Annotated in this window: 23 protein-coding genes; 10 read left to right on the top strand and 13 right to left on the bottom strand. The window is 66.4% G+C overall.

The window, feature by feature from the left end; genetic code table 11:
* Window positions 1-3: 3 nt before the first annotated feature.
* The 4 genes from ACOXXX_RS12760 to ACOXXX_RS12775 form a co-directional block, all read right to left on the bottom strand.
* Window positions 4-171, bottom strand: a complete 168-nt coding sequence (locus ACOXXX_RS12760; protein ID WP_422826977.1) for an apolipoprotein acyltransferase — start codon at window positions 169-171, stop codon at window positions 4-6.
* Window positions 168-1541, bottom strand: a complete 1374-nt coding sequence (locus ACOXXX_RS12765; protein WP_422827104.1) for a DUF2927 domain-containing protein — start codon at window positions 1539-1541, stop codon at window positions 168-170. Before ACOXXX_RS12765 ends, ACOXXX_RS12760 begins: the two co-directional genes overlap by 4 nt.
* A gap of 2 nt (window positions 1542-1543) precedes the next feature.
* Window positions 1544-1987 (bottom strand): GNAT family N-acetyltransferase, encoded by a 444-nt coding sequence (locus tag ACOXXX_RS12770; RefSeq protein ID WP_422827105.1) that lies wholly within the window; start codon window positions 1985-1987, stop codon window positions 1544-1546.
* A gap of 344 nt (window positions 1988-2331) precedes the next feature.
* Complete coding sequence (locus ACOXXX_RS12775) at window positions 2332-3231, bottom strand: AEC family transporter (RefSeq protein WP_422826978.1); 900 nt, start codon at window positions 3229-3231, stop codon at window positions 2332-2334.
* 115 nt (window positions 3232-3346) lie between these two features.
* On the opposite strand from ACOXXX_RS12775, the gene ACOXXX_RS12780 reads away from it, so the two are divergent.
* Window positions 3347-3952, top strand: coding sequence for a hypothetical protein (locus tag ACOXXX_RS12780; RefSeq protein ID WP_422826979.1), 606 nt, complete (start codon window positions 3347-3349; stop codon window positions 3950-3952).
* Here ACOXXX_RS12780 and ACOXXX_RS12785 read toward each other — a convergent pair.
* Window positions 3949-4791 (bottom strand): AAA family ATPase, encoded by an 843-nt coding sequence (locus tag ACOXXX_RS12785; protein WP_422826980.1) that lies wholly within the window; start codon window positions 4789-4791, stop codon window positions 3949-3951. The genes ACOXXX_RS12780 and ACOXXX_RS12785 overlap by 4 nt on opposite strands.
* A 181-nt stretch (window positions 4792-4972) precedes the next feature.
* Between ACOXXX_RS12785 and dksA the strand changes: the two genes are divergently transcribed.
* From dksA to ACOXXX_RS12815, 6 genes are all read left to right on the top strand, one after another.
* The gene (gene dksA / locus ACOXXX_RS12790; RefSeq protein ID WP_422826981.1) at window positions 4973-5395 is read left to right on the top strand and encodes an RNA polymerase-binding protein DksA; all 423 of its coding nucleotides are present in this window, start codon (window positions 4973-4975) and stop codon (window positions 5393-5395) included.
* Between the two features lie 85 nt (window positions 5396-5480).
* Window positions 5481-6650: an FAD-dependent monooxygenase gene (locus tag ACOXXX_RS12795; RefSeq protein ID WP_422826982.1), complete on the top strand. Its 1170-nt coding sequence runs from the start codon at window positions 5481-5483 to the stop codon at window positions 6648-6650.
* A 204-nt stretch (window positions 6651-6854) separates the two neighbouring features.
* Window positions 6855-7301, top strand: coding sequence for a tautomerase family protein (locus ACOXXX_RS12800; RefSeq protein ID WP_422826983.1), 447 nt, complete (start codon window positions 6855-6857; stop codon window positions 7299-7301).
* A gap of 78 nt (window positions 7302-7379) precedes the next feature.
* Entirely contained in the window at window positions 7380-7826 is a 447-nt protein-coding gene (gene aac(6'), locus ACOXXX_RS12805; RefSeq protein WP_422826984.1) for an aminoglycoside 6'-N-acetyltransferase, read from the top strand.
* Window positions 7827-7893: 67 nt separating this feature from the next.
* Window positions 7894-8862 carry an XdhC family protein gene (locus ACOXXX_RS12810; RefSeq protein WP_422826985.1) on the top strand — a complete coding sequence of 323 codons (969 nt, stop codon included), beginning with the start codon at window positions 7894-7896 and terminating at the stop codon, window positions 8860-8862.
* Complete coding sequence (locus tag ACOXXX_RS12815) at window positions 8859-9848, top strand: molybdopterin-binding protein (RefSeq protein WP_422826986.1); 990 nt, start codon at window positions 8859-8861, stop codon at window positions 9846-9848. The genes ACOXXX_RS12810 and ACOXXX_RS12815 overlap by 4 nt, the downstream gene beginning before the upstream one ends.
* Window positions 9849-9997: 149 nt before the next feature.
* Here ACOXXX_RS12815 and infC read toward each other — a convergent pair whose 3' ends face one another.
* Complete coding sequence (gene infC, locus ACOXXX_RS12820; protein ID WP_422827106.1) at window positions 9998-10543, bottom strand: translation initiation factor IF-3; 546 nt, start codon at window positions 10541-10543, stop codon at window positions 9998-10000.
* Window positions 10544-10745: 202 nt separating this feature from the next.
* Between infC and ACOXXX_RS12825 the strand changes: the two genes are divergently transcribed.
* Window positions 10746-11726, top strand: a complete 981-nt coding sequence (locus ACOXXX_RS12825; RefSeq protein ID WP_422826987.1) for a hypothetical protein — start codon at window positions 10746-10748, stop codon at window positions 11724-11726.
* A gap of 88 nt (window positions 11727-11814) precedes the next feature.
* Here the strand turns inward: ACOXXX_RS12825 and ACOXXX_RS12830 are convergent, their stop codons facing one another.
* From ACOXXX_RS12830 to cysG, 6 genes are all read right to left on the bottom strand, one after another.
* Window positions 11815-12669, bottom strand: a complete 855-nt coding sequence (locus ACOXXX_RS12830) for a ferredoxin--NADP reductase (RefSeq protein WP_422826988.1) — start codon at window positions 12667-12669, stop codon at window positions 11815-11817.
* A 73-nt stretch (window positions 12670-12742) separates the two neighbouring features.
* A complete protein-coding gene (locus tag ACOXXX_RS12835; protein WP_422826989.1) occupies window positions 12743-13111 on the bottom strand; it encodes a DUF934 domain-containing protein in 369 nt (122 codons plus the stop codon).
* Window positions 13108-13923, bottom strand: a complete 816-nt coding sequence (locus tag ACOXXX_RS12840) for a phosphoadenylyl-sulfate reductase (RefSeq protein ID WP_422826990.1) — start codon at window positions 13921-13923, stop codon at window positions 13108-13110. The genes ACOXXX_RS12835 and ACOXXX_RS12840 overlap by 4 nt, the downstream gene beginning before the upstream one ends.
* Window positions 13913-15583 (bottom strand): nitrite/sulfite reductase, encoded by a 1671-nt coding sequence (locus tag ACOXXX_RS12845; RefSeq protein ID WP_422826991.1) that lies wholly within the window; start codon window positions 15581-15583, stop codon window positions 13913-13915. Before ACOXXX_RS12845 ends, ACOXXX_RS12840 begins: the two co-directional genes overlap by 11 nt.
* A gap of 22 nt (window positions 15584-15605) precedes the next feature.
* Window positions 15606-15914 (bottom strand): DUF2849 domain-containing protein, encoded by a 309-nt coding sequence (locus ACOXXX_RS12850; protein ID WP_422826992.1) that lies wholly within the window; start codon window positions 15912-15914, stop codon window positions 15606-15608.
* The gene (cysG, locus tag ACOXXX_RS12855; protein WP_422826993.1) at window positions 15914-17308 is read right to left on the bottom strand and encodes a siroheme synthase CysG; all 1395 of its coding nucleotides are present in this window, start codon (window positions 17306-17308) and stop codon (window positions 15914-15916) included. The genes ACOXXX_RS12850 and cysG overlap by 1 nt, the downstream gene beginning before the upstream one ends.
* A gap of 148 nt (window positions 17309-17456) precedes the next feature.
* On the opposite strand from cysG, the gene ACOXXX_RS12860 reads away from it, so the two are divergent.
* Window positions 17457-17915 (top strand): Lrp/AsnC family transcriptional regulator, encoded by a 459-nt coding sequence (locus tag ACOXXX_RS12860; RefSeq protein WP_422826994.1) that lies wholly within the window; start codon window positions 17457-17459, stop codon window positions 17913-17915.
* Window positions 17916-17952: 37 nt separating this feature from the next.
* Here the strand turns inward: ACOXXX_RS12860 and ACOXXX_RS12865 are convergent, their stop codons facing one another.
* Window positions 17953-19131: a cytochrome P450 gene (locus tag ACOXXX_RS12865; RefSeq protein ID WP_422826995.1), complete on the bottom strand. Its 1179-nt coding sequence runs from the start codon at window positions 19129-19131 to the stop codon at window positions 17953-17955.
* A 59-nt stretch (window positions 19132-19190) separates the two neighbouring features.
* On the opposite strand from ACOXXX_RS12865, the gene ACOXXX_RS12870 reads away from it, so the two are divergent.
* Complete coding sequence (locus ACOXXX_RS12870) at window positions 19191-20933, top strand: sensor histidine kinase (protein WP_422826996.1); 1743 nt, start codon at window positions 19191-19193, stop codon at window positions 20931-20933.
* Window positions 20934-20956: the final 23 nt, after the last annotated feature.

The following is a 20956-nucleotide window of genomic DNA, read 5'->3' on the forward strand; positions in this document are numbered from 1 at the left end:
GCCTTACAGGACCGCCTTGTCGATGACGATCGTGGCCACGACGCCGAGCAGAGCAAAGAAAATCCCGAACCCCGCGGCGTACTGGGCCATGTCGGCCGCGTTGCCTTTGCGGCGTTTGGCGGTGGTGGCGCCAAGGACGGCACCGACAAGGGCGGCGATGAGGACGATCATAGGTGGCCCGGTTTCCTTTTCAGCGGGTTGAGCGATGCAATCTCGCGCAGCTTGGCGCGCACCGCCCAATCGGGGCCAAACCCGTACCGTGCCCAGCCCAGACTGTCCAGACGGACCTCGCGCCCTTCGGAGGCGCGGCCCGACAGCTCCAGCGCCTCGGCGCGCAGCAACATCAGCGTCGACAGCAGCGCCGCGTTTTCATAGCGCGCGGCGGTGTCCAGCGTGCGGCCCAGCAGGTGCAGCGCATCTTCGGGCCGGTTGCGGCTGATCGCGTAGGCGGCCAGTTGCGAGGCGACATAGGCGCGGTGCAGCTGCGATTGCGGGGTATTGGCGAAATAGCGGTCGGCCAAGGCGAACTGGTCCTGCGCGTCCTCGGGGTCGGTGCCTTGCAGGATGCGGCCCATGGCATAGTGCGAAAACGCCCGACGGTGATCGGTCCAGCCCATGGCGCTGGCGACCTTGAGCGCCTCTTGCGCCGCGGCGCGCCGTTCGGTGGGCGAAAAGCCCGGTCCAAGCGCGCGCTGCACCGCGTCGATCCAGACGCGCGGGGTGCGGGCCAGACGCTGCGGTGGCACCGCCTGTCCGGCGGGATTGACCCGTTCGAGGATTGCGGGAATACGGGCCGCCACCTGCGCGCGGGTCATGCCGCTGGTCAGCGACGGGTCGTAATAGGCGCGCAGGATCGTCATGTCATAGCCGGTCAGCACCGTGTGCACGTTGTCGTCGTTGAAGACCGAATCCGGCAGGCGGTACAGGTCATTGAGCGGCCCGATGGCCTGGGCCAACTCCTCGTGCAGGCAGTCGCGCACCTCTTGCGGGCTGGCATCATTGGGCAGAAAGATCGCCAGCGTCTCGCGGGTCTTGAGGCGGGTCCAGTTGACCTTTTGCGTGCGTCTTGCGCTGCGGTATTCCGCCAGAGACGACACGTTGGGCACCACGAAACAGGCGGCCTGGGGCAGGTAGCGGCGGATTTCGGCGCGCGGAATGGCGTCGATGGTGATATTGGCCTGCGCCGTGGCGCTGAGCGAAATGTTTATCCCCGCCTCGGTCCGCAGGCGGTGCAGCAGGCGCGTGAGGTCAGAGCCCAGGCTGCGCGGCGGCGCACCGGTCACGCGCACGGAAATCGGCCCCTCGAAACGGGTAAAGACCGGCAGATCGCGCCCCGATTCCAGCTTGAATGCGAGGTCGAGGAAGTCGCGCGCCATATCGGCGTTGGAGGCGACGGGCCGGGCCGGACGCGGCACGGAAAAGACCTTCATCGCGGGCAGACTGCTTTCCTCGGTCACCGCGGCGCGGCTGGGAATGTCGCTGGGGGCTACGGGCACGCAGGCGCCCAGCATCAGGTAAAGCGGCAGGATAAGGCGGCGCATCATCAGGACCTCTGATATTTGAGGAAGGGGGTGACAACGCCGATGCGGTCGTAAAGCCGCCGGGCCGTGGCGTTGAAGTCCTGAGTGAGCCAGTAGACATTGGGCGCGCCCGCGGCGTCGGCCGCGGCATAGACGCCTTCGATCAGCGCCCGCCCGACCCCGGTGCCACGCACCGCCGGGTCGGCGTAGAGGTCCTGCAGATAGCAGACCTCCTCGACCTTCCAGGCGTGACGATGAAAGAGGTAGTGCGTCAGCCCGACGACCTGTCCGTCCACCACCGCGACCAGCGCGTTGAAGTCGCGGACATCGTCGCCCAGAAGGCGTGCGAAGGTCGTGTCATAGACCTGGTCGTTGACGCGGGTGCCATAGAAGGCGAGGTACGCCGTCCAGTGTCTGCGCCACGCATCTTTGTCTGCGGCACGCAAGGGGCGCACCGCGGGGGCCATTTCTTGGGACACGTCGAAGCCTGCCTGCTCTTACTCAGATGCTCATAGTCATCCGATGTTTTTTTGTCCTCTGTTTGGACACTATAAGGCGAAAGCAAGGTTTCTGACTATCGCCTGATTCGACCGGACGACGGATTTTCCGGGATCGGGTCGCGAAAGGTTAAGGTCTATGAAAAACAGGCCTCTACGCGATGCAGTTGCGCAACAATCGGACGGTTCAACCCGGATTGTCGGTCTTGGCCGAACGGAGAAACCAAGGCGGCTTTGCGGCCCCGGGGCGGGGTGACGCAAGGTCACTCAGGCGCGGCACCCTGCGCTGGCGAAACAATCGCGCGGATCCGGCGTCACGCCAGAAGTGCCAGCGGGACGAGTGACAGCAGGCTGGTCCAGATGATCACCGGGGTGATCGCATCGGTGCGCACCCCGTGCAGCAACGCCAGCGCAAAGGCCATCATGCCCGACGGGCCGGCGGCGTTCAGGATGAACTGCGGCGCCGCCGGGTCGCCCGGCGCAAACGCCGTCATCAGCCCCCAGACCAGCAGCGGAAAGAGCACCAGCTTGAAGCCCGAGATCGCCGCCACGACGGGTGTCGGCCTCAGCGCGCTGGCCGACAGGATCACCCCGACCGCCAGCAGCGTCAGCGGCGACGCCGCGGCACCCGCGAATTCCAGCGCCGTGACCAGCGGTGCGGGCAGGGGAGCCGCCATCAGATTCACCACGACCGCAAGCAGGATCGCGATCAGCACCGGGTTGCGCAGCATCGACGCCATTGCCGGGCGCGGGCCGCGCTGGCCGCAGATCAGCTCGATCGAGATGATGAAGAACGCGAAAGACACCGTGGCGTCCCAGGCGACGATGGCACTGATCGGGGCGGCGCCCGCGCTGCCATAGATCAGCACCGAAATCGGCCAGATATAAAGCAGCGAATTGACGAAGACGACCGCCATCGCCAAAAGCCAGCTTTCCGCCACGTCCCGTTGAAAGACCCGCCGCGCGACAAGGTAGGTCAGCGCGAAGGTCGCGACCTCGGCACAGGCATAAAGCGCCAGCGGCGCAGCCGGAAAGCTCGCCGCGTCGATCCGCGCGACCAGCACGAAGATCAGCGGCGGCTGGAACACCAGGAACGCCACCCGGTTCACAGTTCGCGCCTCGCCCCCGCTGATCATCCCGATCCGGCCCAGCATATAGCCCAGGGCGAGGACCGAAAAGACCGGCAGGATGTCTTGGGTGAGAATACTGAGCATTTGGCATCCGGTCTGTGATCCACCGGGACAGAGCATGCCGCGCGCGGGCCTGCAAGCCCGGGACAATGGAACAGCGACCCCCGGCTGCGGGTTGAGCATGTCAGGAGGCATGCCGATGGACTGGATGCAGGAGAACGCGGAGCAGATCACACTATGGGCCAATATCGCCATGGTGATGATCTGGCTGGTCTACTTGCAACTGATGTACATGGGCATTCGCCGTGCCAACCGTGCTGTGATTCACATCGACAAGGCCGCGTCCGAGGACGAGGATGCGCGCTGTCTTGTCGCCAACATGGGATCGGACACGGTTTATGTCCTGGCCGTGAAGGTCGATCTGGACTGCGCGAACGGTGTGCACGAGGCGCTGGTCACCGACCGGATGGAAAAGGACGGTCCGCTGGGCGGCGATTTTCGCGAGGGCAGCAGCAAGGGGCCGCTGCGGGGCGGCGAGGTGGTGGACATCGGCAGTTTCGGCGCCATCGTCGAGCGTGCGGCGCGACAGATGGACGCGGACATCCGGGTCGACACCTGCCGCGGCATCGAGATCACCGTGGTGGTGGCGGCGCAGCAGGCGCACAAGCTTTTGGGTGGCTACAAACGGTTCGAGGTCGAGGGCGCTGAGGGCGGCCCGCTGACGGTGCGCTCTGACGATGTGCTGACCCGGCAGATTTCGGGATGGAAGCGCCGCCGCCAGCTTCGCCGCGAGATCGCCTGCTAGCGTCCCTGCCGCCGCGCCATGAAGGCCAGCCGCTCGAAAAGATGCACGTCCTGTTCGTTCTTCAGCAGCGCGCCGTGCAGTTTGGGCAGGGCGTTGGCCCCGTCGCGTTTCAGGTCTTCTGCGGACAGATCCTCGGCCAGCAACAGCTTGAGCCAGTCCAGAACCTCGGACGTCGAAGGCTTTTTCTTCAGCCCCGGCTGCTCGCGCAGCTCGTAGAATTGCGTCAGCGCCGTGGTCAGCAATGCGTCCTTGATGCCCGGATGATGGACGGCGACGATCTTGCGCAGCGTCTCGGGATCGGGAAAGCGGATGTAGTGGAAAAAGCAGCGGCGCAGAAAGGCGTCGGGCAGTTCCTTTTCATTGTTGGACGTGATGATCACGATGGGGCGATGTTTCGCGCGGATCGTCTCTCCGGTCTCGTAGACGTGGAATTCCATCCGGTCGAGTTCCTGCAACAGGTCGTTGGGAAACTCGATATCGGCCTTGTCGACCTCGTCGATCAGCAGAACGACCTTGCCGTCCGCCTCGAACGCCTGCCAGAGCTTGCCCTTGCGGATGTAGTTGGCCACGTCGTTTACCCGCTCGTCGCCCAGCTGGCTGTCGCGCAGGCGGCTGACCGCATCGTATTCATAAAGCCCTTGCTGCGCGCGGGTGGTCGACTTGATGTTCCACTCGATCATCGGAAGGCCTAGGGCCCCCGCGACCTGGCGCGCCAGCTCGGTCTTGCCGGTTCCGGGCTCGCCTTTCACCAACAGCGGGCGTTCGAGCGTGACGGCGGCATTGACCGCCATGGTCAGGTCGTCGGTGGCGACGTAATCGGCTGTACCTTCGAATTTCATGAAACAGACCTTGCGTTTTCTCACAGCTGTGAAGGCGCTGTTGTCGCTGTCCAAAAACGCCGTAAGGGGGCGCTATTGTGTAGTGACATCGCGCGGAGGTTGGGTTAGATGCTGCGCGCAGGGGTGCCAGATATCTGAGGAAATTACCATGGCGGATATCGGCTTTAGCGAGGGAACCAAGATGAAGCCTGAATCTTTTCTTCCCGACGATTACCGTCCGGCGGAAGATGAACCATTCATGAATGAGCGGCAGCTGGAATACTTCCGGCGCAAGCTTGTGATGTGGAAGAACGACCTGATGGCCGATACCCGCGACACGATCGAGGGGCTTCAGGACGGCACGCGCAACATTCCCGACGTGACCGACCGCGCGTCCGAGGAAACGGACCGGGCGCTGGAACTGCGCACGCGGGACCGTCAGCGCAAGCTGGTCAACAAGATCGACGCGGCACTGCGCCGGATCGACGAGGGCGAATACGGCTACTGCGAAGTGACCGGCGAGCCCATCAGCCTCAAGCGGTTGGACGCGCGCCCGATCGCGACCATGAGCCTCGAGGCGCAGGAACGTCACGAGCGCCGCGAAAAGGTGCATCGCGACGACTGATCCCGGTGACGGATCGGACGACAAACACGCCGGGGCTGATCGCCCCGGCGTTTGTGTTTCAGCAAGGCGGCGGGATGCGGCGGACATGCACCTGAGCGGCAAGAGCATCATCGTGATCGGCGGTGGCATCGGTGGGCTGGCCTGCGCCCTGGCCCTGCGCCAGCGCGGGGCCCAGGTGCAGGTGCTGGAACAGGCCCCGGCGCTGCGCGAGGTCGGCGCGGGGCTGCAGATCTCGCCCAATGGTTTGCGGGTGATCGAGGCGCTGGGGCTGGGCGACGGTCTGCGCGCGTGCTCGGTCCGGGGGCGGGCGGTATCGCTGCGCGACCACCGCGCCGGGGCCGAGGTGCTGCGGCTCGATCTGGGGCGGTTGCCGCCGGATCAGGGCTATCACTTCGTCCACCGTGCCGACCTGCTGGATCTGCTGGCGCAGGCCGCAGGTGCCGCGGGCGTGGAGGTCCGGCTGGGCTACCGGGTCGCCGGCGTAACCGGGGGCCAGCCTGCGACGGTCACGTTGGACGGCGGCGCGGTGCTTCAGGGCGATCTGGTGCTTGGGGCGGACGGCCTGCATTCGGTGCTGCGTCCGGTCCTGAACGGCTTGGCCGCGCCGTTCTTCACCGGCCAGGTGGCCTGGCGCGCCGTGGTGCCCAACACCGTCGGGCAGGGGGCAGAGGTGCAGGTGCACATGGGGCCGGGCGCGCATCTGGTGAGCTATCCCTTGCGCGATGGCCGGTCGCTGAATCTGGTCGCGGTGCAGGAACGCGCCGACTGGGCCGATGAAGGCTGGACCCATGTCGACACCGGCGACAACCTGCGCGCGGCGTTTCAGGGCTTTGGCGGGCCGGTGCCCGCGATGCTGGCGGATCTGGAGGCGCCCGGCCTTTGGGGGCTTTTCCGCCACCCGGTCGCGCGGCACTGGCACGGCGACGGGCTGGCGCTGTTGGGCGATGCCGCGCATCCGACGCTGCCGTTCCTGGCGCAGGGCGCGAACATGGCGCTCGAGGATGCCTGGGTGCTGGCGGCGGAACTGGCGCGCGGCGGCGACGATGCCCTGGCCCGCTACCAGCAGCGGCGGCGCGACCGGGTCTGCCGGGTCATAGCGGCGGCGAACGGCAATGCCTGGAAATACCATCTGCGCAGTCCGTTGATCCGGTTTGCAGCGCATACGGCCCTGCGTCTTGGCGGGCGGCTGGCGCCGGGGCGGATGCTGGGTCAGTTCGACTGGCTTTACCGGCACGATGTGACCGCCGATCCTTGATCCGATCGTGCGCGTACCGCGCGCTGGTTCCCGGAGATATCTGCGATGCGAGCCCGCCAGTTCGACGTCTGCGCGGGGGCGCCCGTCAGAACAACGCCACCTTGCTCCGACCCCTTGCGTTGGCGGCCTGTTCGCACCGGGCAGCCGACCAGGGCGGGGCCGATCTTCGCCAGGGCAACTGCCCGGGAACCGTTCTGCCGGACGATGCGTTGTCACAAGTCTAAAAATCGAAACACATCAATAAGATGGAGCACACCGTTGCCACTTGTACGAATCGACATGATCGAAGGCCGTTCGGACGAACAGCTCAAAAACCTTCTGGATACCATCCAGGGCTGCGTCGTCGACGCCTTTGGCGTGCCTGAAACAGACCGCTACCAGATCGTCCACGAGCACAAACCCGGAAGGATGGTCTTTCTCGATACCGGTCTTGGTTTCACGCGCAGCGACGATGTGCTTTCGGTTCAATTCTTCACCAGTCCCCGCACGCATGTTGAGAAGATGAAGGTGTACAAGCTGATGGCCGAACGGCTTGAAAAGGACTGTGGTCTCGATCCGAAAGACCTTTTGATCTCGGTCTTCACGAACAGGGAAGAGGACTGGAGTTTTGCCGGTGGCGAAGCGCAGTATGTGACGGGACGCCTGCCGTAGCGCCAGGCATCGGCTTTTGGCGATGCCCGTCGCACCGGCTGCTGCGCGCCGACTGAAAATAGGGGCCAGGATCTCTTCATGCCGATACGGATCGCAACGCCTTCGGACAGTCAAAGCTGGGTCGCCCTGAGGGCCCAGCTTTGGCCGGACACCCATAGAAGCGTTCACGAAGACGAAGCCGCGGCGATCCTTGCCGGATCGCCCGGTGACAGCATCGCGTTTCTGGCGGTCACGGACGACGGCGGGCTGCAAGGTTTTGCCGAGGCCGCCTTGCGGCGCGATCACGTCAACGGATGCGAGACATCGCCGGTGGCCTTTCTCGAGGGCATTTTTGTGTGCCCCGGCGATCGAGGCACCGGCGTCGGCCGGTCCCTGCTGCGCGCCGTGCAGGTCTGGGCGCGGGATCTGGATGTGACGGAACTGGCCTCTGACGCGCATCTCGACAATGTGGCGAGTCACGCGTTTCATCGGGCGCTGGGATTCGAGGAAACCGACCGGGTCGTCTATTTCCGCAAACCGCTTTAGACGTGCCACCAAGGGAGGGTTCGACAGCCCCGGACGCCAGGAGTAGGAAGGACGGGGAGGATCAGTCATGGACCGTTTCGACAACATTCCCGAAACCGCGCTGCGCTGGCACCGGGCGGGCACGGGCGCAGTGCTGGCCACGGTGATCCAGACCTGGGGGTCGGCGCCGCGGCGGGTCGGATCGCAGCTCGCGATCTCGGGTCAGGGCGAGATCGAGGGCTCGGTCTCGGGCGGCTGCGTCGAGGGTGCCGTGATCGTCGAGGCGCTGGAGGCGCTGGAAGACGGCGGCCTGCGGGAGTTGGAATTCGGCGTGTCGGACGCGGATGCCTTTGCCGTGGGCCTCGCCTGTGGCGGCACGATCCGGGTGCTTGTCGAACCGGTGGGCGCGGCGCTGCCCGAGGATCTGCTTGCCGATCTGGTGGCGGCGCGTGCGGCGCGGCAGGCGGCCGCCTACGTGGTCGATCTGGATGGCGGCACTCGGCGCGTGGACCGCGACGGGCATACCGACAGGTTTCGCATGGATCGGTCGGGGTTCGAGCCCGAAAGCCGGGTCTTTGTGGGCATTCACAACCCGCCGCTGCGGTTGATCGTGGTGGGCGCGGTGCACATCGCACAGGCGCTGGTGCCGATGGCGCGGCTTGCGGGCTACGATGCGGTGATCATCGACCCGCGCGAAACCTTCGGCTCCGAAGCGCGCTTTCCGGGAGAGCGGCTGGTGCACGACTGGCCGGACGAGGCGGTGGCGGCCGAAGGGCTCGATATGCGCACCGCGCTGGTGCTGCTGACCCATGATCCCAAGCTGGACGATCCGGCGCTTGAACGGGCGCTGGCGTCCGACTGCTTCTACATCGGCGCGCTGGGATCGACCCGGACCCATGCCAAGCGCGTGACGCGGCTGACCGAGGCGGGGTTCAGCGAAGGCCAGATCGCCCGCATCCACGGTCCGGTGGGGTTGGACATCGGCGCGGCGGGGCCCGCCGAGATCGCGGTGTCGATCATGGCAGAGATGACGCGGGTGCTGAGGACCGGGGCATGAAATTCGGCACCGTTCCGGTGCGCGCCGCCGAAGGGGCCGTACTGGCGCATTCCGTGGCGCTTGGCCAGGGTCGGCTGCGCAAGGGGCAGGTGCTGGGCGCGCCAGAGATCGCCAAACTGGAGGCCGCGCAGGTGACCGAGGTGGTCGTGGCGCGGCTGGAGCCGGGCGATGTCTCGGAAGACGCGGCGGCGCAACGGCTGGCGCGGGCCATGGTGCCGGATCCGGCGGCGACGGGCCTGCGGATCGGGCCGGCTGCGACGGGCCGGGTGAACCTTTTCGCGGATACGATTGGCGTGGCCGAGATCGACGCCGCGCGCATCGACGCGATCAACGCGGTCGACCCGATGATCACCGTGGCCACGGTGCCGCGCTGGCAGCGCATGGGGCAGGGCGGCATGGTCGCGACGGTCAAGATCATTGCCTATGCGGTGCCCGAGGCGGCGCTGGCCCGGGCCTGCGATGCGGCCCGGGGGGCGATGCGGATGCGGCCCACGCAGGTGGCATCGGCGCAGCTCATTCAGACGGTGGTGGAGGGCGACGACGGCGAGCGGGGCCACGCGGCCATCGCGCAGCGGGCCGAACGGATGGGCATCGCCTTCGGCCCCAAGGACATCGTGCGCCACGAGGTTGCGGCGCTGGCCGCTGCGCTGCGCCGCGCAGAGGCGGAATTGCTGCTGATCCTGACCGGATCGGCCACATCCGATCCGCGCGATGTCGCACCCGAGGCGCTGCGCGCCGCCGGTGGCGTGGTGCATCACTTCGGCATGCCGGTCGATCCGGGCAACCTGCTTTTTGTCGGGGCATTGGAGGGGCGTCCGGTGATCGGCCTGCCGGGCTGCGCGCGGTCGCCCGCGCTCAACGGCGCGGACTGGGTGCTGGAACGGCTGGCCTGCGGCGTGCCGGTGGGCCCTGCGGACATTGCGGGCATGGGCGTGGGTGGATTGCTCAAGGAAATTCCGACGCGACCGCGCCCGCGCGAAGGATAGCCACAAGGATGCCTGCGGCATACGAGAGACGCTGTCTCTCGTGCTCTCTGGAGGTATTTTGCCAAGAAGAAGGGCCGGGTGATGGCAAGGGCCTGACATCAAAAGGGGCGCCGCGGCGCCCCCCGAAACAGATCCGCTGGTCGTGTCCGTCAGCGGGTCGCCGGCCCGATCATCATGATCATCTGGCGGCCTTCCATCTTGGGCATGTTTTCGATCTTGCCCACCTCTTTGACGTCCTCGGCCACGCGTTCGAGCAGTTCGCGCCCCAGGTTCTGGTGCGCCATTTCGCGGCCGCGGAAGCGCAGGGTGATCTTGACCTTGTCGCCGTTTTCCAGAAACTTGAAGACCGACCGCATCTTGACCTCGTAGTCGTGGGTGTCGGTGTTGGGCCGGAACTTGATTTCCTTGACCTCGATGATCTTCTGCTTCTTGCGCGCCTCGGCCTCGCGTTTCTGCTGTTCGTACTTGAACTTGCCGAAATCCATGATCTTGCAAACCGGCGGTGTGGCATTCGGCGAAATCTCGACAAGGTCGAGCCCGGCCTCTTCGGCCATCTGCATCGCGCGTTCGGGCGTCACGACGCCGACATTGTCGCCGTCTGCGCCGATCAGGCGGATTTCGGGCGCGCGGATGCGGTCGTTGACGCGGGGGCCGGTTTCACGGGTGGGCGGCGCGTTATGGGGTCTGCGGGCTATGGGAGAGTTCCTTTTTTGTGCTTGGCTCAAGGGCGCAAGGTAAACTTGGGCGGGGCGCACTTCAAGCGGCAAATGGGCTGTTTTGCGCCATCCTGCCGCGCTTTCCCCTTGCAGGCCTGCGCGCCTTTCACCACATCGACGGGTGGTAAGCGGGGCCCGTCCGGGAGCCCTGAAAAGAAATAATCCGAAGGGGGATTGTCCAATGAAGAACCTGTTGATGATCGTTGCGGCCATCGTCGTGCTGGTCGGCGGCTACCTGCTGATTGCCCCGCAGGACCGCGACGAGGCGACGCGCACCGTGGAAGAGACCGCCACGAGTGCCGCTCAAGAGACAGAAGCCGCTGCCGAAGAGGCTGCCGCTGCAACCGAGGAGACGGCAGACGAGGCTGCCGACACAGCGGATGCCGCGATCGACGAGGCTGCGACAGAGGCCGCCGAAGCCGCCGATGCGGCGGGGGAAGACGCGGCTCAGGCGGCTGACGACGCGGCCAGAGCCACAGAGGAAGCCGCGGCCGACGGCGCCTTGGTGGTCGAGGAAACCGCCGACACGGCCGCCGACGCCACCGCCGATGCGGTCAGGACTGTCGGTGACGCGGTCCGCTCTGCCGCCGAGGGGGCGACCGACACAGTGGCCGGCATGGCAGAGCAAACTGCCGAAACGGCGGGCGACACGATAGCCGCCGCCGATGAGGCGATGGAAGCGGCCACGCCGGAGGCCACCGAGGCGATGGACGCCACCGAAGAGACCATGGCTGACGCGGCGGACAGCGCGGCAGAGGCTGCGGGTGACACCATGACCGCCGCGGAAAATACCGCCGCCGACGCGACGGAAGCGGCAGGCGACACGATGGCCGCGGCCGAGGACACTGCCACCGCAGCTGCCGAAGCCACGACGGCCGCCGCCGGTGACGCCGCCGAGGCCGCGGGCGCTGCGACCGAGACCGCCAGTGCCGAGGCTGAGGCCGCAGCCGAGGCCGCGGGCGTGTCTGTCAGCGAACTGACCGAGCTTCTGACCGTGGACGGTTTCGACTACGATAAGGTGATCGAGGCGGTCGACGGCTCTGACCTGGGAACCGGCGTCAAGATGGCGACCAAGGCGGCGCTGCAAGGGGCGCGCGACAATCCTACCCTGCTGGGCGGCGTGCTGGATCAGCTGCGCGAGCGTCTGGGTCTGGAAGGCTGATCCTTTCGCCACAAAGAACGAGAACGCCGCGCCAGGACGATCAGGGCGCGGCGTTGTCATTTACGTGGCTAGTCGGCGGCGCGCCCGGTCAGTCCAGGAATGCTTTCTCGACCACGTAGTGCCGGGGCGCGGAGTTGGCGCCTTCCTCCAGCCCGTAGCTTTCCAGCAACGCCTTGATATCCAGGTTGAACGCAAGGTTGCCGCAGACCATTGCGCGATCGTTTTCCGGCGTGATCGGCTCGACGCCCAAGTCTCGGTAGACCTCGCCCGAGCGCATGAGATCGGTGATCCGGCCCATCTTGGCGCTCTCTTCCCGGGTGGTGGTGGGGTAATAGCGCAGCTTGGCCAGGTTTTCGGCCCCGATCAGTTCGATCAGCATTTCATCGGTGCGGATGCTGTCGATCAGGTCCGCACCGTAGGTCAGTTCCCCGACCTCGCGGCAGGTGTGGGTGATGATGACCTCGTCGTAATCCTCGTAGGTCTGCGGGTCGCGCAGCAGCGACGCGAAGGGCGCGAAGCCGGTGCCGGTCGCGAAGAACCACAGGCGCTTGCCGGGCAGCAGGGCATCATGCACAAGCGTGCCCACCGGTTTGGGGCGCAGGATGATCTCGTCGCCGGGCTGGATGTGCTGCAGGCGCGAGGTCAGCGGGCCGTCCTGCACCTTGATCGAGTAGAATTCCAGCTCGTCATCCCAGGAGGGCGAGGCGATGGAATAGGCGCGCAAAAGCGGTTTCTGCTTGCCGGTCTTGGGGTCCGGATCGCCCATGAGGCCGATCATCACGAACTCGCCCGACCGGAACCGCAGCGACGCGGGTCGGGTGCAGCGGAAGGAAAACAGCCTGTCGGTCCAGTGTTTTACCTGCGTTACGGTCTGCGCATCGGGCAGGGCGGGCTGGGTCACGGGTTTGGCCTGGGCTTGGGTCACGGGGCGTTGCTCTGTCATAAGGTATCCTCGCGGGTGGCGCACCCCCGCAGTTTTTCGTTAGCATACAAACGAGTTTGCGAAAAGGGCCGGATCAGCCGCGGACCCGCGACTGATAGTCATGGGCCTGCCACTGCGCACGGTCAAGCCACTGCGCCTCGGGCTGGCGCGCGGCCAGATCGTCGGAAATCTCGACCTCGTCAAAGCCCGACCGGCGGGACATGGCGTATTGATCGGCGATCACATGGCCACGGGCGCGCAGCCGCCCGGTATAGCCACGCAACCGCAAGAGCCGCGCCAGGGTGAAGCCGCGGCCATCGGCGAAGCTGGGAAAGTCGATGCGCACCAGCCTCACACCCGGAGCGATGTCGAGCGCGTCGGGCGTGGTGTCGGATGCCAGATCGAGAATCGGGCCGGTGTGGTCTTCGGGTGCAAAGCCCGCGTCGGTGACGATCACGCTCATGCGCTTTCTCCTTTGGTCTGTCGGGCGGCCTGTCCGTCGATGAAATGGATGCCGCATTCGTCCTTGCTTTGGCCCCGCCAGCGGCCCGCGCGCGGATCTTCGCCCGGGGCGACCTTGCCGGTGCAGGGCGCGCAGCCGATGCTGGGATAACCCTGCGCCACCAGCGGATGCCGGGGCAGGCGGTTTTCGTCCATGTAGGCGGCCACATCCTCGGGCGCCCAATGGGCCAGCGGGTTGACCTTGATCCGGCCTGTCGCCTCTTCCAGCTCGAAAAAATCGAGCGCCGCACGGGTGCCGGACTGGTAGCGCTTGCGCCCTGTGATCCAGCCGTCAAAGCCCTGCAGCGCGCGTTCAAGCGGCCGGGTCTTGCGCAGCGCACAGCAGGCGTCGGGGTCGGAAAAGCGCAGGGCGCCGTAGGGGTCGGTCTGGTCGAGATCGGCGCGCGTGGCCTTGATGATGCGCACATCGCGCAAGCCCAGCCGTTCGGCCACGTCGGCCTGGTAGATCAGCGTTTCGGTAAAAAGCAGCCGGGTGTCGATGAAAAGCACCGGCGTGCGGTTGTCGACCATCGCGACGAGGTGCAGCAGCGCCACCGATTCCGCGCCGAAGCTCGACACCATTGCGATCTGGCCCGCCTCGGGGTCGCGCAGCGCGCCGCGCAGCACGTCCGTCGCGCCATGGTGGCGGTAGCGGGCATTCAGCTGCGCGACCCGTGCCCTGAGCGGTGCCAAGTCGGGCCTGCTCGATCCGCCCGTGCGGGCGTCCTCGCGCGGGTGGTCTGGTCTGGCCAAGAGGCTGCGGTCAGGCTGCATCGCGCTTGTCCTCGCGCGCGGGGTAAAGCGCAGCCTTGAACGGATCCATACCGGTGCGGCGGAAGGTCTCTATGAACGGCTCCTGTGCGCCCAGACGGATATCAAGATAGGTCTGCACGATGGTTTCCACCGCGCCCACGATCTCTTCGGCCGGAAAGCCCGGGCCGGTGCGTTCGCCAAGAGCGGCGTTTTCGGTGTGGTCGCCGCCCAGTGTGATCTGGTAATTTTCGACCCCCGCGCGATCGAGCCCGAGGATGCCGATATGACCGACGTGGTGATGCCCGCAGGCGTTGATGCAGCCCGAGATCTTGATCTTCAGGTCGCCGACCTCGTGTTCCAGTTTGAGTTCGTCAAAGCGCGTCGAAATCTCTTGCGCGATCGGGATCGACCGGGCGGTCGCCAGGGCGCAGTAGTCCATGCCCGGGCAGGCGATGATATCCGAGATCAGCCCGATGTTGGCAGTGCCCAACCCGTGCTGCTGCAGAACCGCTTGGACCTGCGGCAGGTCGGATTTGTGCACATGCGGCAGCACGATGTTCTGCTCATGGCTCACGCGCAATTCGTTGTGCCCGTAACGTTCTGCCAGGTCGGCCATGACGCGCATCTGCGCGGCACTGGCGTCGCCGGGTGTTGCGCCATGGGCCTTGAGGCTGATCTGCACAATCGCATAGCCCTCGGCGCGGTGCGCACTGAGGTTGGTATCGGCCCAGCTGCGGAACACCGGGTCGTTGCGGTAGGCCAGATCAAAAGGGGCGGTATCCGCACGCTTGAACTGGGGGGCTGCGAATTGCGCCTCGATCTCGCGCAGCATGTCCTGATCGACGCCGCTGAATGCCTTTCGGGTCTCGGCAAATCGGGCGTCGACCAGACGGCGGATTTCGTCGATGCCGTGCTCGTGCACGGTGATTTTGATCCGCGCCTTGTACTTGTTGTCTCGACGCCCCAGCAGGTTCCAGACCGACACGATCGCCTCGAGATAGGGCAGCAGATCGGCCTTGGGCAGGAAATCGGTGATGACCTTGCCGATCATCGGGGTGCGGCCCAGCCCGCCGCCCACGATGACCTCGTAGCCCTGCGCGCCGCCGCGTTCGACGATGCGCAGCCCGATGTCATGGGCGCGGATCACCGCGCGGTCGGCCTGCGAGCCGGTCACGGCGATCTTGAACTTGCGCGGCAGGAACTGGAATTCGGGATGGTCGGTGGACCACTGGCGGATCAGTTCGGCCACCGGACGGGGGTCTGCGACCTCGTCCGCCGTGGCGCCTGCAAAGTGGTCGGCGGTGACATTGCGGATCGTGTTGCCCGAGGTCTGGATGGCATGCATCTGAACCTCGGCCAGGGCGTCGAGCATGTCCGGCACGTCGCGGAGTTCGGGCCAGTTGTACTGGATGTTCTGGCGCGTGGTGAAATGGCCATATCCCTTGTCCCAGCGTTCGGCGATATAGGCCAGCTGGCGCATCTGCGCGCCCGAGAGCGTGCCGTAGGGCACCGCGACGCGCAGCATGTAGGCATGCAGCTGCAGATAGAGGCCGTTCATCAGGCGCAGCGGCTTGAACTCATCCTCGGTCAGCGATCCGTCGATACGCCGTTCGACCTGGGCGCGGAACTGGCGGTTGCGTTCGGCGACAAAGGCCGCGTCGAAATCGGTGTAGCGATACATGGCGTGTCTCCTGTCGGCGGGTCTAGTGATCGGCCAGATCGGCCTGTTTGCCGTGGAAATGGTTCGAGGGGCCGGTGCGGCGGAAGTCTTCGCGGAAATGCGTGGGCTCGGGCCCGTCGGGCGTGGGTGCGACATCGGCAAGGTAGGCGCCGACGATCTCGGCCTGGCGCGAGGAGGCATCCAGCAGCCGGATCTGGGCCACCGCCTCGTCGGTCAGCACCTCGGCCTGGCGCAGGTCGCGGGTCCACTGGTCGTCGGCTGTCAGATAGACCACGTCGCCTTCGAGCAGCGCATTGGCGGTGACGACTTTGGGGGTAAAGGCGCGGGGCATCAGGCAAACTCCTGCTGATCGAGGGATTCAAGGGCGGATTGCGCGGCGCGCGGGGCGAGGCCGAAAAGCGTGAGCGCGGGGCCGCCAAGTTTTGCGTCGGACAGATCGGCGGGCAACTGCGCCAGCGTCGTGGCGACGATGCGCTGATCGGCGCGAGAGGCGTTTTCGATCACGGTCACCGGCGTGGCCGGATCGGCACCGTGCATGATCAGTCGGCCCTGGATGAACCGCGCGGCCTTCTTGCCCATGTAGATCGCGGCCACCTCGCCCGGGCGGGCGAGGGTTTTCCAGTCGTGATCGGCAAAGCCCTTCATGTCGTGCCCGGTCAGGAACCGCACGCTTGCATTGCGGCCCCGGCGGGTCAGGCTTTGCCCGATGCCCGCAACAGCGGCCGAGGCCGAGGTGATGCCGGGCACGATATGCCAGGTCACGCCCGCGTCGGTGCAGGCGTCTATTTCCTCGTCCAGACGGCCGAAGACCGTGGCATCGCCGGATTTCAGCCGCACCACCTGCGCGCCCCCTGCGGCGTGATCGGTGATCAGGCGGTTGATGTCGTCCTGCGCCATCGAGGGGCCAAAGCCTTCCTTGCCCGCGTCGATCATCAGCGCCTCGCGGCGGGCGAGTTCCAGGATTTCGGGACTAATCAGCCGGTCGTGAATCACCACGTCGGCAGTATCCAGCGCGCGGCGCGCCTTGAGCGTCAGCAGCTCGGGATCGCCGGGGCCCGCGCCGACAAAGGCGACATGGCCCTGCCGGTCCTCGGCGCGCAGATGCGTGTTGAGCAGCTCGTCCAGGGTTTCGCGCACCTGATCCTCGCCCGCCGTGAGGGCGCGGGGGCCGTGATCGAAGTAGAAGTCCGACCAGAAATCCCGGCGCTTGCGGCCCATGGGCAGGATGTCTGCCATCTTGCGAAAGCTTTTGCCGATGCGGGCCAGCGTGCCAAGGCCCGTGGGCAGGCGTTCCTCGAGATCGGCCTTGATGCGGCGCGCCAGCACAGGTGCCGCGCCTTCGGTGCCGATGGCCACGGTTACGGGATCGCGATCGACGATGGCGGGGGTGATGAACTGGCTGTCGGCCAGATTATCCACCGTGTTGGTCAGCGCCCCGTCGGCGCGGGCAAGCGCCACGGTGCGGGCATCCTCGGCCGCGTCTTCGTCGGCGGCATAGAAGAGCACCGCGCAGGTGGCGTCGCCCGGCTCCATCCGGCGGCGGAGGATACGCAGCTTTCCCGCCGCCTCCCAGGCGGTGATCTCGGGCGCGGGGTCGGGGCTGATGACGGTCAGATGCGCCTCGGTCTTGAGCAGCAGCCGCAGCTTGGCGAGCGCGGCCTCACCCCCGCCCGACAGCACCACGCGGCGTCCGGCAAGGGCGACGAAGATCGGGAAATGTTGCATGGCACGGGCTCCGGTCGAGGTGTCGATTGCCCTAAATATAGAATTTTGTTCCGGTTATTGGCTAGCCTGTTGCAAAAACAAGAACGCATGTTCTAAATGACTGCGTGAGTGCCGGGTTCGGTTTCACGACACTGGAAAAGGCGGGACAATGGTGCGCATCGACGACACGGATCGGAAAATCCTTTTGGAACTGCAGCAGGACGCCAGCCGGTCGCTGGACGACATCGCCAAGGCGGTGGGGTCTTCGAAGACACCGGTCTGGAACCGCATCCGCAAGCTGCGCGAAGCCGGGGTGATCGGCGCCCAGACCGTGCAGCTGGATGCCGAGGCGCTGGGGTTCGAGGCGTGTTTCTTCGTGCTGATCCGCACCTCGGAACACGAGGCCGCCTGGCAGCAGGCGTTTCTGCGCGCGCTCAAGGAACGCCCCGAGGTACAGGAAGCGCACCGGCTGGCGGGGGATATCGACTACATCCTCAAGGTCCGGGTCAAGAACGCGCGGGCCTACGATGCCTTCTATCAGGCGCTGATCTCGGAGGTGCGGGTCTACAACGTCACGGCGCTGCTTTCGATGGAAGAGATCAAGTCCACCACCGCCTTGCCGCTGTGACCTGTGCCGTCCTTTGGGGGTTCGAGAGTGGTCCGCCCTAGCCGTCGTAGCCGACCATCAGCCGCTTAAGGCCGTGAAAGTGATAGGTCATGGCATAGCGCGGCGGTTCGGTCAGGTGCAGGCCGGGCAGGCGGTCGAAAAGGATCGGCAGGGCCATCTGCAGTTCCAGCCGGGCCAGCGGCGCACCGACGCAGAAATGCAGCCCGCCACCAAAGCTCAGCTGCGGGCGGACAGGGCGGGACGGGTCGAAACGGTCGGGCGCGTCCCAGACCGCCGCGTCGCGGTTGGCCGATGCCAGAAGCAGCGCCACCTGATCGCCGCGTGCGAAGTTATGGCCGAAGACCTGCAGATCCTCGTAGGCGTAGCGGGTGAACATGTGCAGCGGCGGATCAAAGCGCAGGATTTCCTCGCTCACCGCCTCTGCGGTGTCGGGGGTCACGGTCCGGCCGTGCTCCAGCAGCGCCTTCACGCCGTTGCCGATGGTGTGCACCGTCGCCTCGTGTCCCGCGTTCAGCAGCAGGATGCAGGTCGCGATCAGTTCATCGGGGCTGAGCTTCGTGCCGTCCTCTTCGGCGGCGATGAGCTGCGTGATCAGATCGTCGCGCGGATCCGAACGGCGCGCGTCGATATATCCGCGCAGAAAGTCGGCAAAGTCCCGCGCCGCGCGGCTGGCGGCATCCTCGACCGCGCGGGAGCGGCCCGACTGGTACATCGCGACCATGGCATTGGACCAGGCCAGAAGGTCGGGGCACATCGCCTCGGGCACGCCCAGAAGCCGCGCGATGACGATCACCGGGAGCTTCTGTGCAAAGCCGGGCAGCAGGTCGCAGCCACCGGGCGGCAGATCGTCGATCAGCCGGTGCGACAGGGCCGCGATTTCGGGCCCCAGCCCGGCGATGCGGCGCGAGGTGAAGGCGCGCAGCACCAGCCCGCGCAGCCGGGTGTGGCGGGGCGGTTCAAGCTCGAGCATGGAATGCGCCTCGATCGCGTAGAAATTCGCGGTGTGCTGTGCGGGCGGGCGCGCCTGCTCGGGCGGGATCTCGCGGCCAAAACGGCGGTCGCGCAGCAGCGCGTGTACCGCGGCATGGCTGCAGGCGCAGGGCATGCCGTAATCCTCCCACCAGACCAGATCGCCGGCGGCGCGCATCCGGACATAAAGCGGGTAGGGGTCCTGCACGAAATCGGGATCGGTCGGGGACTGTTCAAAGCGCTGCATGGGCGGAAAGCTGACGCTTGGCGCTGGCGTTTGCAAGCCGGGTCTTGCTAAGCAGGGGCATGCAGATGCCCCGCCTGTCCCGCGCGCCGCTGGTGGCGCTTTTCCTCACCGCCGTCCTGGGGGTCGCGGCGGCGGTGTGGGCCTACGGCTACCGGCAGGCGCTGGACCAGGTAGCGGCGCGCGGGTCATCGGACCTGGAGCTGGCGGGCGACCGGCTGGTCACACAGTTGCAGCGCTACCGCGAATTCGCGGTGCTGATGGCCGATCACCCGTTGCTGGCGACGCTTTATGACGACAGTTCCCGCCGGGCCGAGGCCGAGGCGCTGTTGCAGATGGCGTCGGACAAGGCCGGGACGATGGCCACGTATTTCGCCGACCGCGACGGACAGGTGCTGGCGCAGTCGGGGCCGTTTGCACCGCGGCTGCTGGCGCAGGGCGATGCCTTTGCCCGTGCCTTGCACGGGGCGCTGGGGTCGGGTCAGGTGCGCTTTGCCGGGATGGACGGGCGCGGCTACAGCTTTGCCGCGCCGGAATTCGGGCCGGACGGTCGGGTGCGCGGCGTACTGATCACGGTGGTCAATGTCGCAGGGCTCGAGGGGGAATGGCGCGGCAACCTGCCCACGGTCTATTTCACCGATGCCGACGGCGCGGTCTTCATGACAAACCGGTCGGAACTGCTGCACTGGCGGCAGACCGGCGCGGGTGACATGCAGCGCGCTGACGGTACCGTTCTGCCGGTCCGGGCGTCGCAGGTCGCCGATCACGAGATCTGGCGCCAGGACTGGAGCAACTATATCCCGCACAACGCCCTGCATCTGAGCAAGGCGTTCCCGGTGATCGACCTGACCGGGTCGGTCCTGGTGGACGTCGCCCCGGCGCAGCGTCTGGCGACCCTGCAGTCGGCGGCGGTGGCGGCGATCTGCCTCTTTTTCTGCGCGCTGCTGTTCCTGGCGACCGAACGTCGCCGGGTGCTGGCCGCCGCAAATGCGGAGCTTGAGGAGCGGGTGTCGGCGCGCACCGCGGATCTGTCGCAGGCCAATGCCGCGCTGCGCCACGAGGTCGCCGAACGGCAGGAGGCCGAGGCGGCGCTCAAGCGGGCGCAGGCAGAGCTGGTGCAGGCCGGCAAGCTGAGCGCGCTGGGGCAGATGTCGGCCGGGATCAGCCATGAGCTCAACCAGCCGCTGATGGCGATCCGGTCCTTTGCGGAAAACGGTCAGGCCTTTCTGGATCGCGACGATCCGGTCCGCGCCCGCGTGACGCTGGGCCGGGTCGCCGATCTGGCGCAGCGGGCGGGTCGGATCATCCGCAACCTGCGCGCCTTTGCCCGCAATGAAAATGAACCCATGGGGCGGGTCGATCTTGTCGCCGTGATCACCCAGGCGGTGGAACTGACCGAGGCCCGGCTGCGCGCCGATGGCGTCACCCTGCTTTGGCAGCCGCCGGATGCTCAGGTGCTGGCGCTTGGCGGCGAGGTGCGGTTGAGCCAGGTTTTCGTGAACCTGATCAACAATGCCGCCGATGCCATGGCGGGCCAGTGCGAAAAGCGCATCGAGATCGGGTTGCACACCGCCCCCAGGCTGCAGGTCACGGTCAGCGACACCGGCCCCGGCATCGCCGATCCGGATCGGATATTTGAGCCGTTCTATACCACCAAGGAGGTCGGGGCCGGCATGGGGCTGGGGCTGTCGATTTCCTACGGGCTGGTTCAGAGCTTTGGCGGCGAAATCCGCGGCAGCAACACCGAAAGGGGGGCGATGTTCACGGTCGAGCTGGAGCCCTGGCGCGTGGAGGAGGCGGCATGACGTGTGACGCTCGGGCCGGGGCC

Origin of the sequence: Thalassococcus sp. BH17M4-6 (genome assembly GCF_049323015.1) — a bacterium.
GTDB lineage: Bacteria > Pseudomonadota > Alphaproteobacteria > Rhodobacterales > Rhodobacteraceae > Puniceibacterium.

Coding starts and splice junctions, on each gene's coding strand:
- ACOXXX_RS12760 (WP_422826977.1), bottom strand. CDS start 171: ATGATCGTCCTCATCGCCGCCCTTGTCGGTGCCGTCCTTGGCGCCACC.
- ACOXXX_RS12765 (WP_422827104.1), bottom strand. CDS start 1,541: ATGCGCCGCCTTATCCTGCCGCTTTACCTGATGCTGGGCGCCTGCGTG.
- ACOXXX_RS12770 (WP_422827105.1), bottom strand. CDS start 1,987: ATGGCCCCCGCGGTGCGCCCCTTGCGTGCCGCAGACAAAGATGCGTGG.
- ACOXXX_RS12775 (WP_422826978.1), bottom strand. CDS start 3,231: ATGCTCAGTATTCTCACCCAAGACATCCTGCCGGTCTTTTCGGTCCTC.
- ACOXXX_RS12780 (WP_422826979.1), top strand. CDS start 3,347: ATGGACTGGATGCAGGAGAACGCGGAGCAGATCACACTATGGGCCAAT.
- ACOXXX_RS12785 (WP_422826980.1), bottom strand. CDS start 4,791: ATGAAATTCGAAGGTACAGCCGATTACGTCGCCACCGACGACCTGACC.
- dksA (WP_422826981.1), top strand. CDS start 4,973: ATGAAGCCTGAATCTTTTCTTCCCGACGATTACCGTCCGGCGGAAGAT.
- ACOXXX_RS12795 (WP_422826982.1), top strand. CDS start 5,481: ATGCACCTGAGCGGCAAGAGCATCATCGTGATCGGCGGTGGCATCGGT.
- ACOXXX_RS12800 (WP_422826983.1), top strand. CDS start 6,855: ATGCGTTGTCACAAGTCTAAAAATCGAAACACATCAATAAGATGGAGC.
- ACOXXX_RS12810 (WP_422826985.1), top strand. CDS start 7,894: ATGGACCGTTTCGACAACATTCCCGAAACCGCGCTGCGCTGGCACCGG.
- ACOXXX_RS12815 (WP_422826986.1), top strand. CDS start 8,859: ATGAAATTCGGCACCGTTCCGGTGCGCGCCGCCGAAGGGGCCGTACTG.
- ACOXXX_RS12825 (WP_422826987.1), top strand. CDS start 10,746: ATGAAGAACCTGTTGATGATCGTTGCGGCCATCGTCGTGCTGGTCGGC.
- ACOXXX_RS12830 (WP_422826988.1), bottom strand. CDS start 12,669: ATGACAGAGCAACGCCCCGTGACCCAAGCCCAGGCCAAACCCGTGACC.
- ACOXXX_RS12835 (WP_422826989.1), bottom strand. CDS start 13,111: ATGAGCGTGATCGTCACCGACGCGGGCTTTGCACCCGAAGACCACACC.
- ACOXXX_RS12840 (WP_422826990.1), bottom strand. CDS start 13,923: ATGCAGCCTGACCGCAGCCTCTTGGCCAGACCAGACCACCCGCGCGAG.
- ACOXXX_RS12845 (WP_422826991.1), bottom strand. CDS start 15,583: ATGTATCGCTACACCGATTTCGACGCGGCCTTTGTCGCCGAACGCAAC.
- ACOXXX_RS12850 (WP_422826992.1), bottom strand. CDS start 15,914: ATGCCCCGCGCCTTTACCCCCAAAGTCGTCACCGCCAATGCGCTGCTC.
- cysG (WP_422826993.1), bottom strand. CDS start 17,308: ATGCAACATTTCCCGATCTTCGTCGCCCTTGCCGGACGCCGCGTGGTG.
- ACOXXX_RS12860 (WP_422826994.1), top strand. CDS start 17,457: ATGGTGCGCATCGACGACACGGATCGGAAAATCCTTTTGGAACTGCAG.
- ACOXXX_RS12865 (WP_422826995.1), bottom strand. CDS start 19,131: ATGCAGCGCTTTGAACAGTCCCCGACCGATCCCGATTTCGTGCAGGAC.
- ACOXXX_RS12870 (WP_422826996.1), top strand. CDS start 19,191: ATGCAGATGCCCCGCCTGTCCCGCGCGCCGCTGGTGGCGCTTTTCCTC.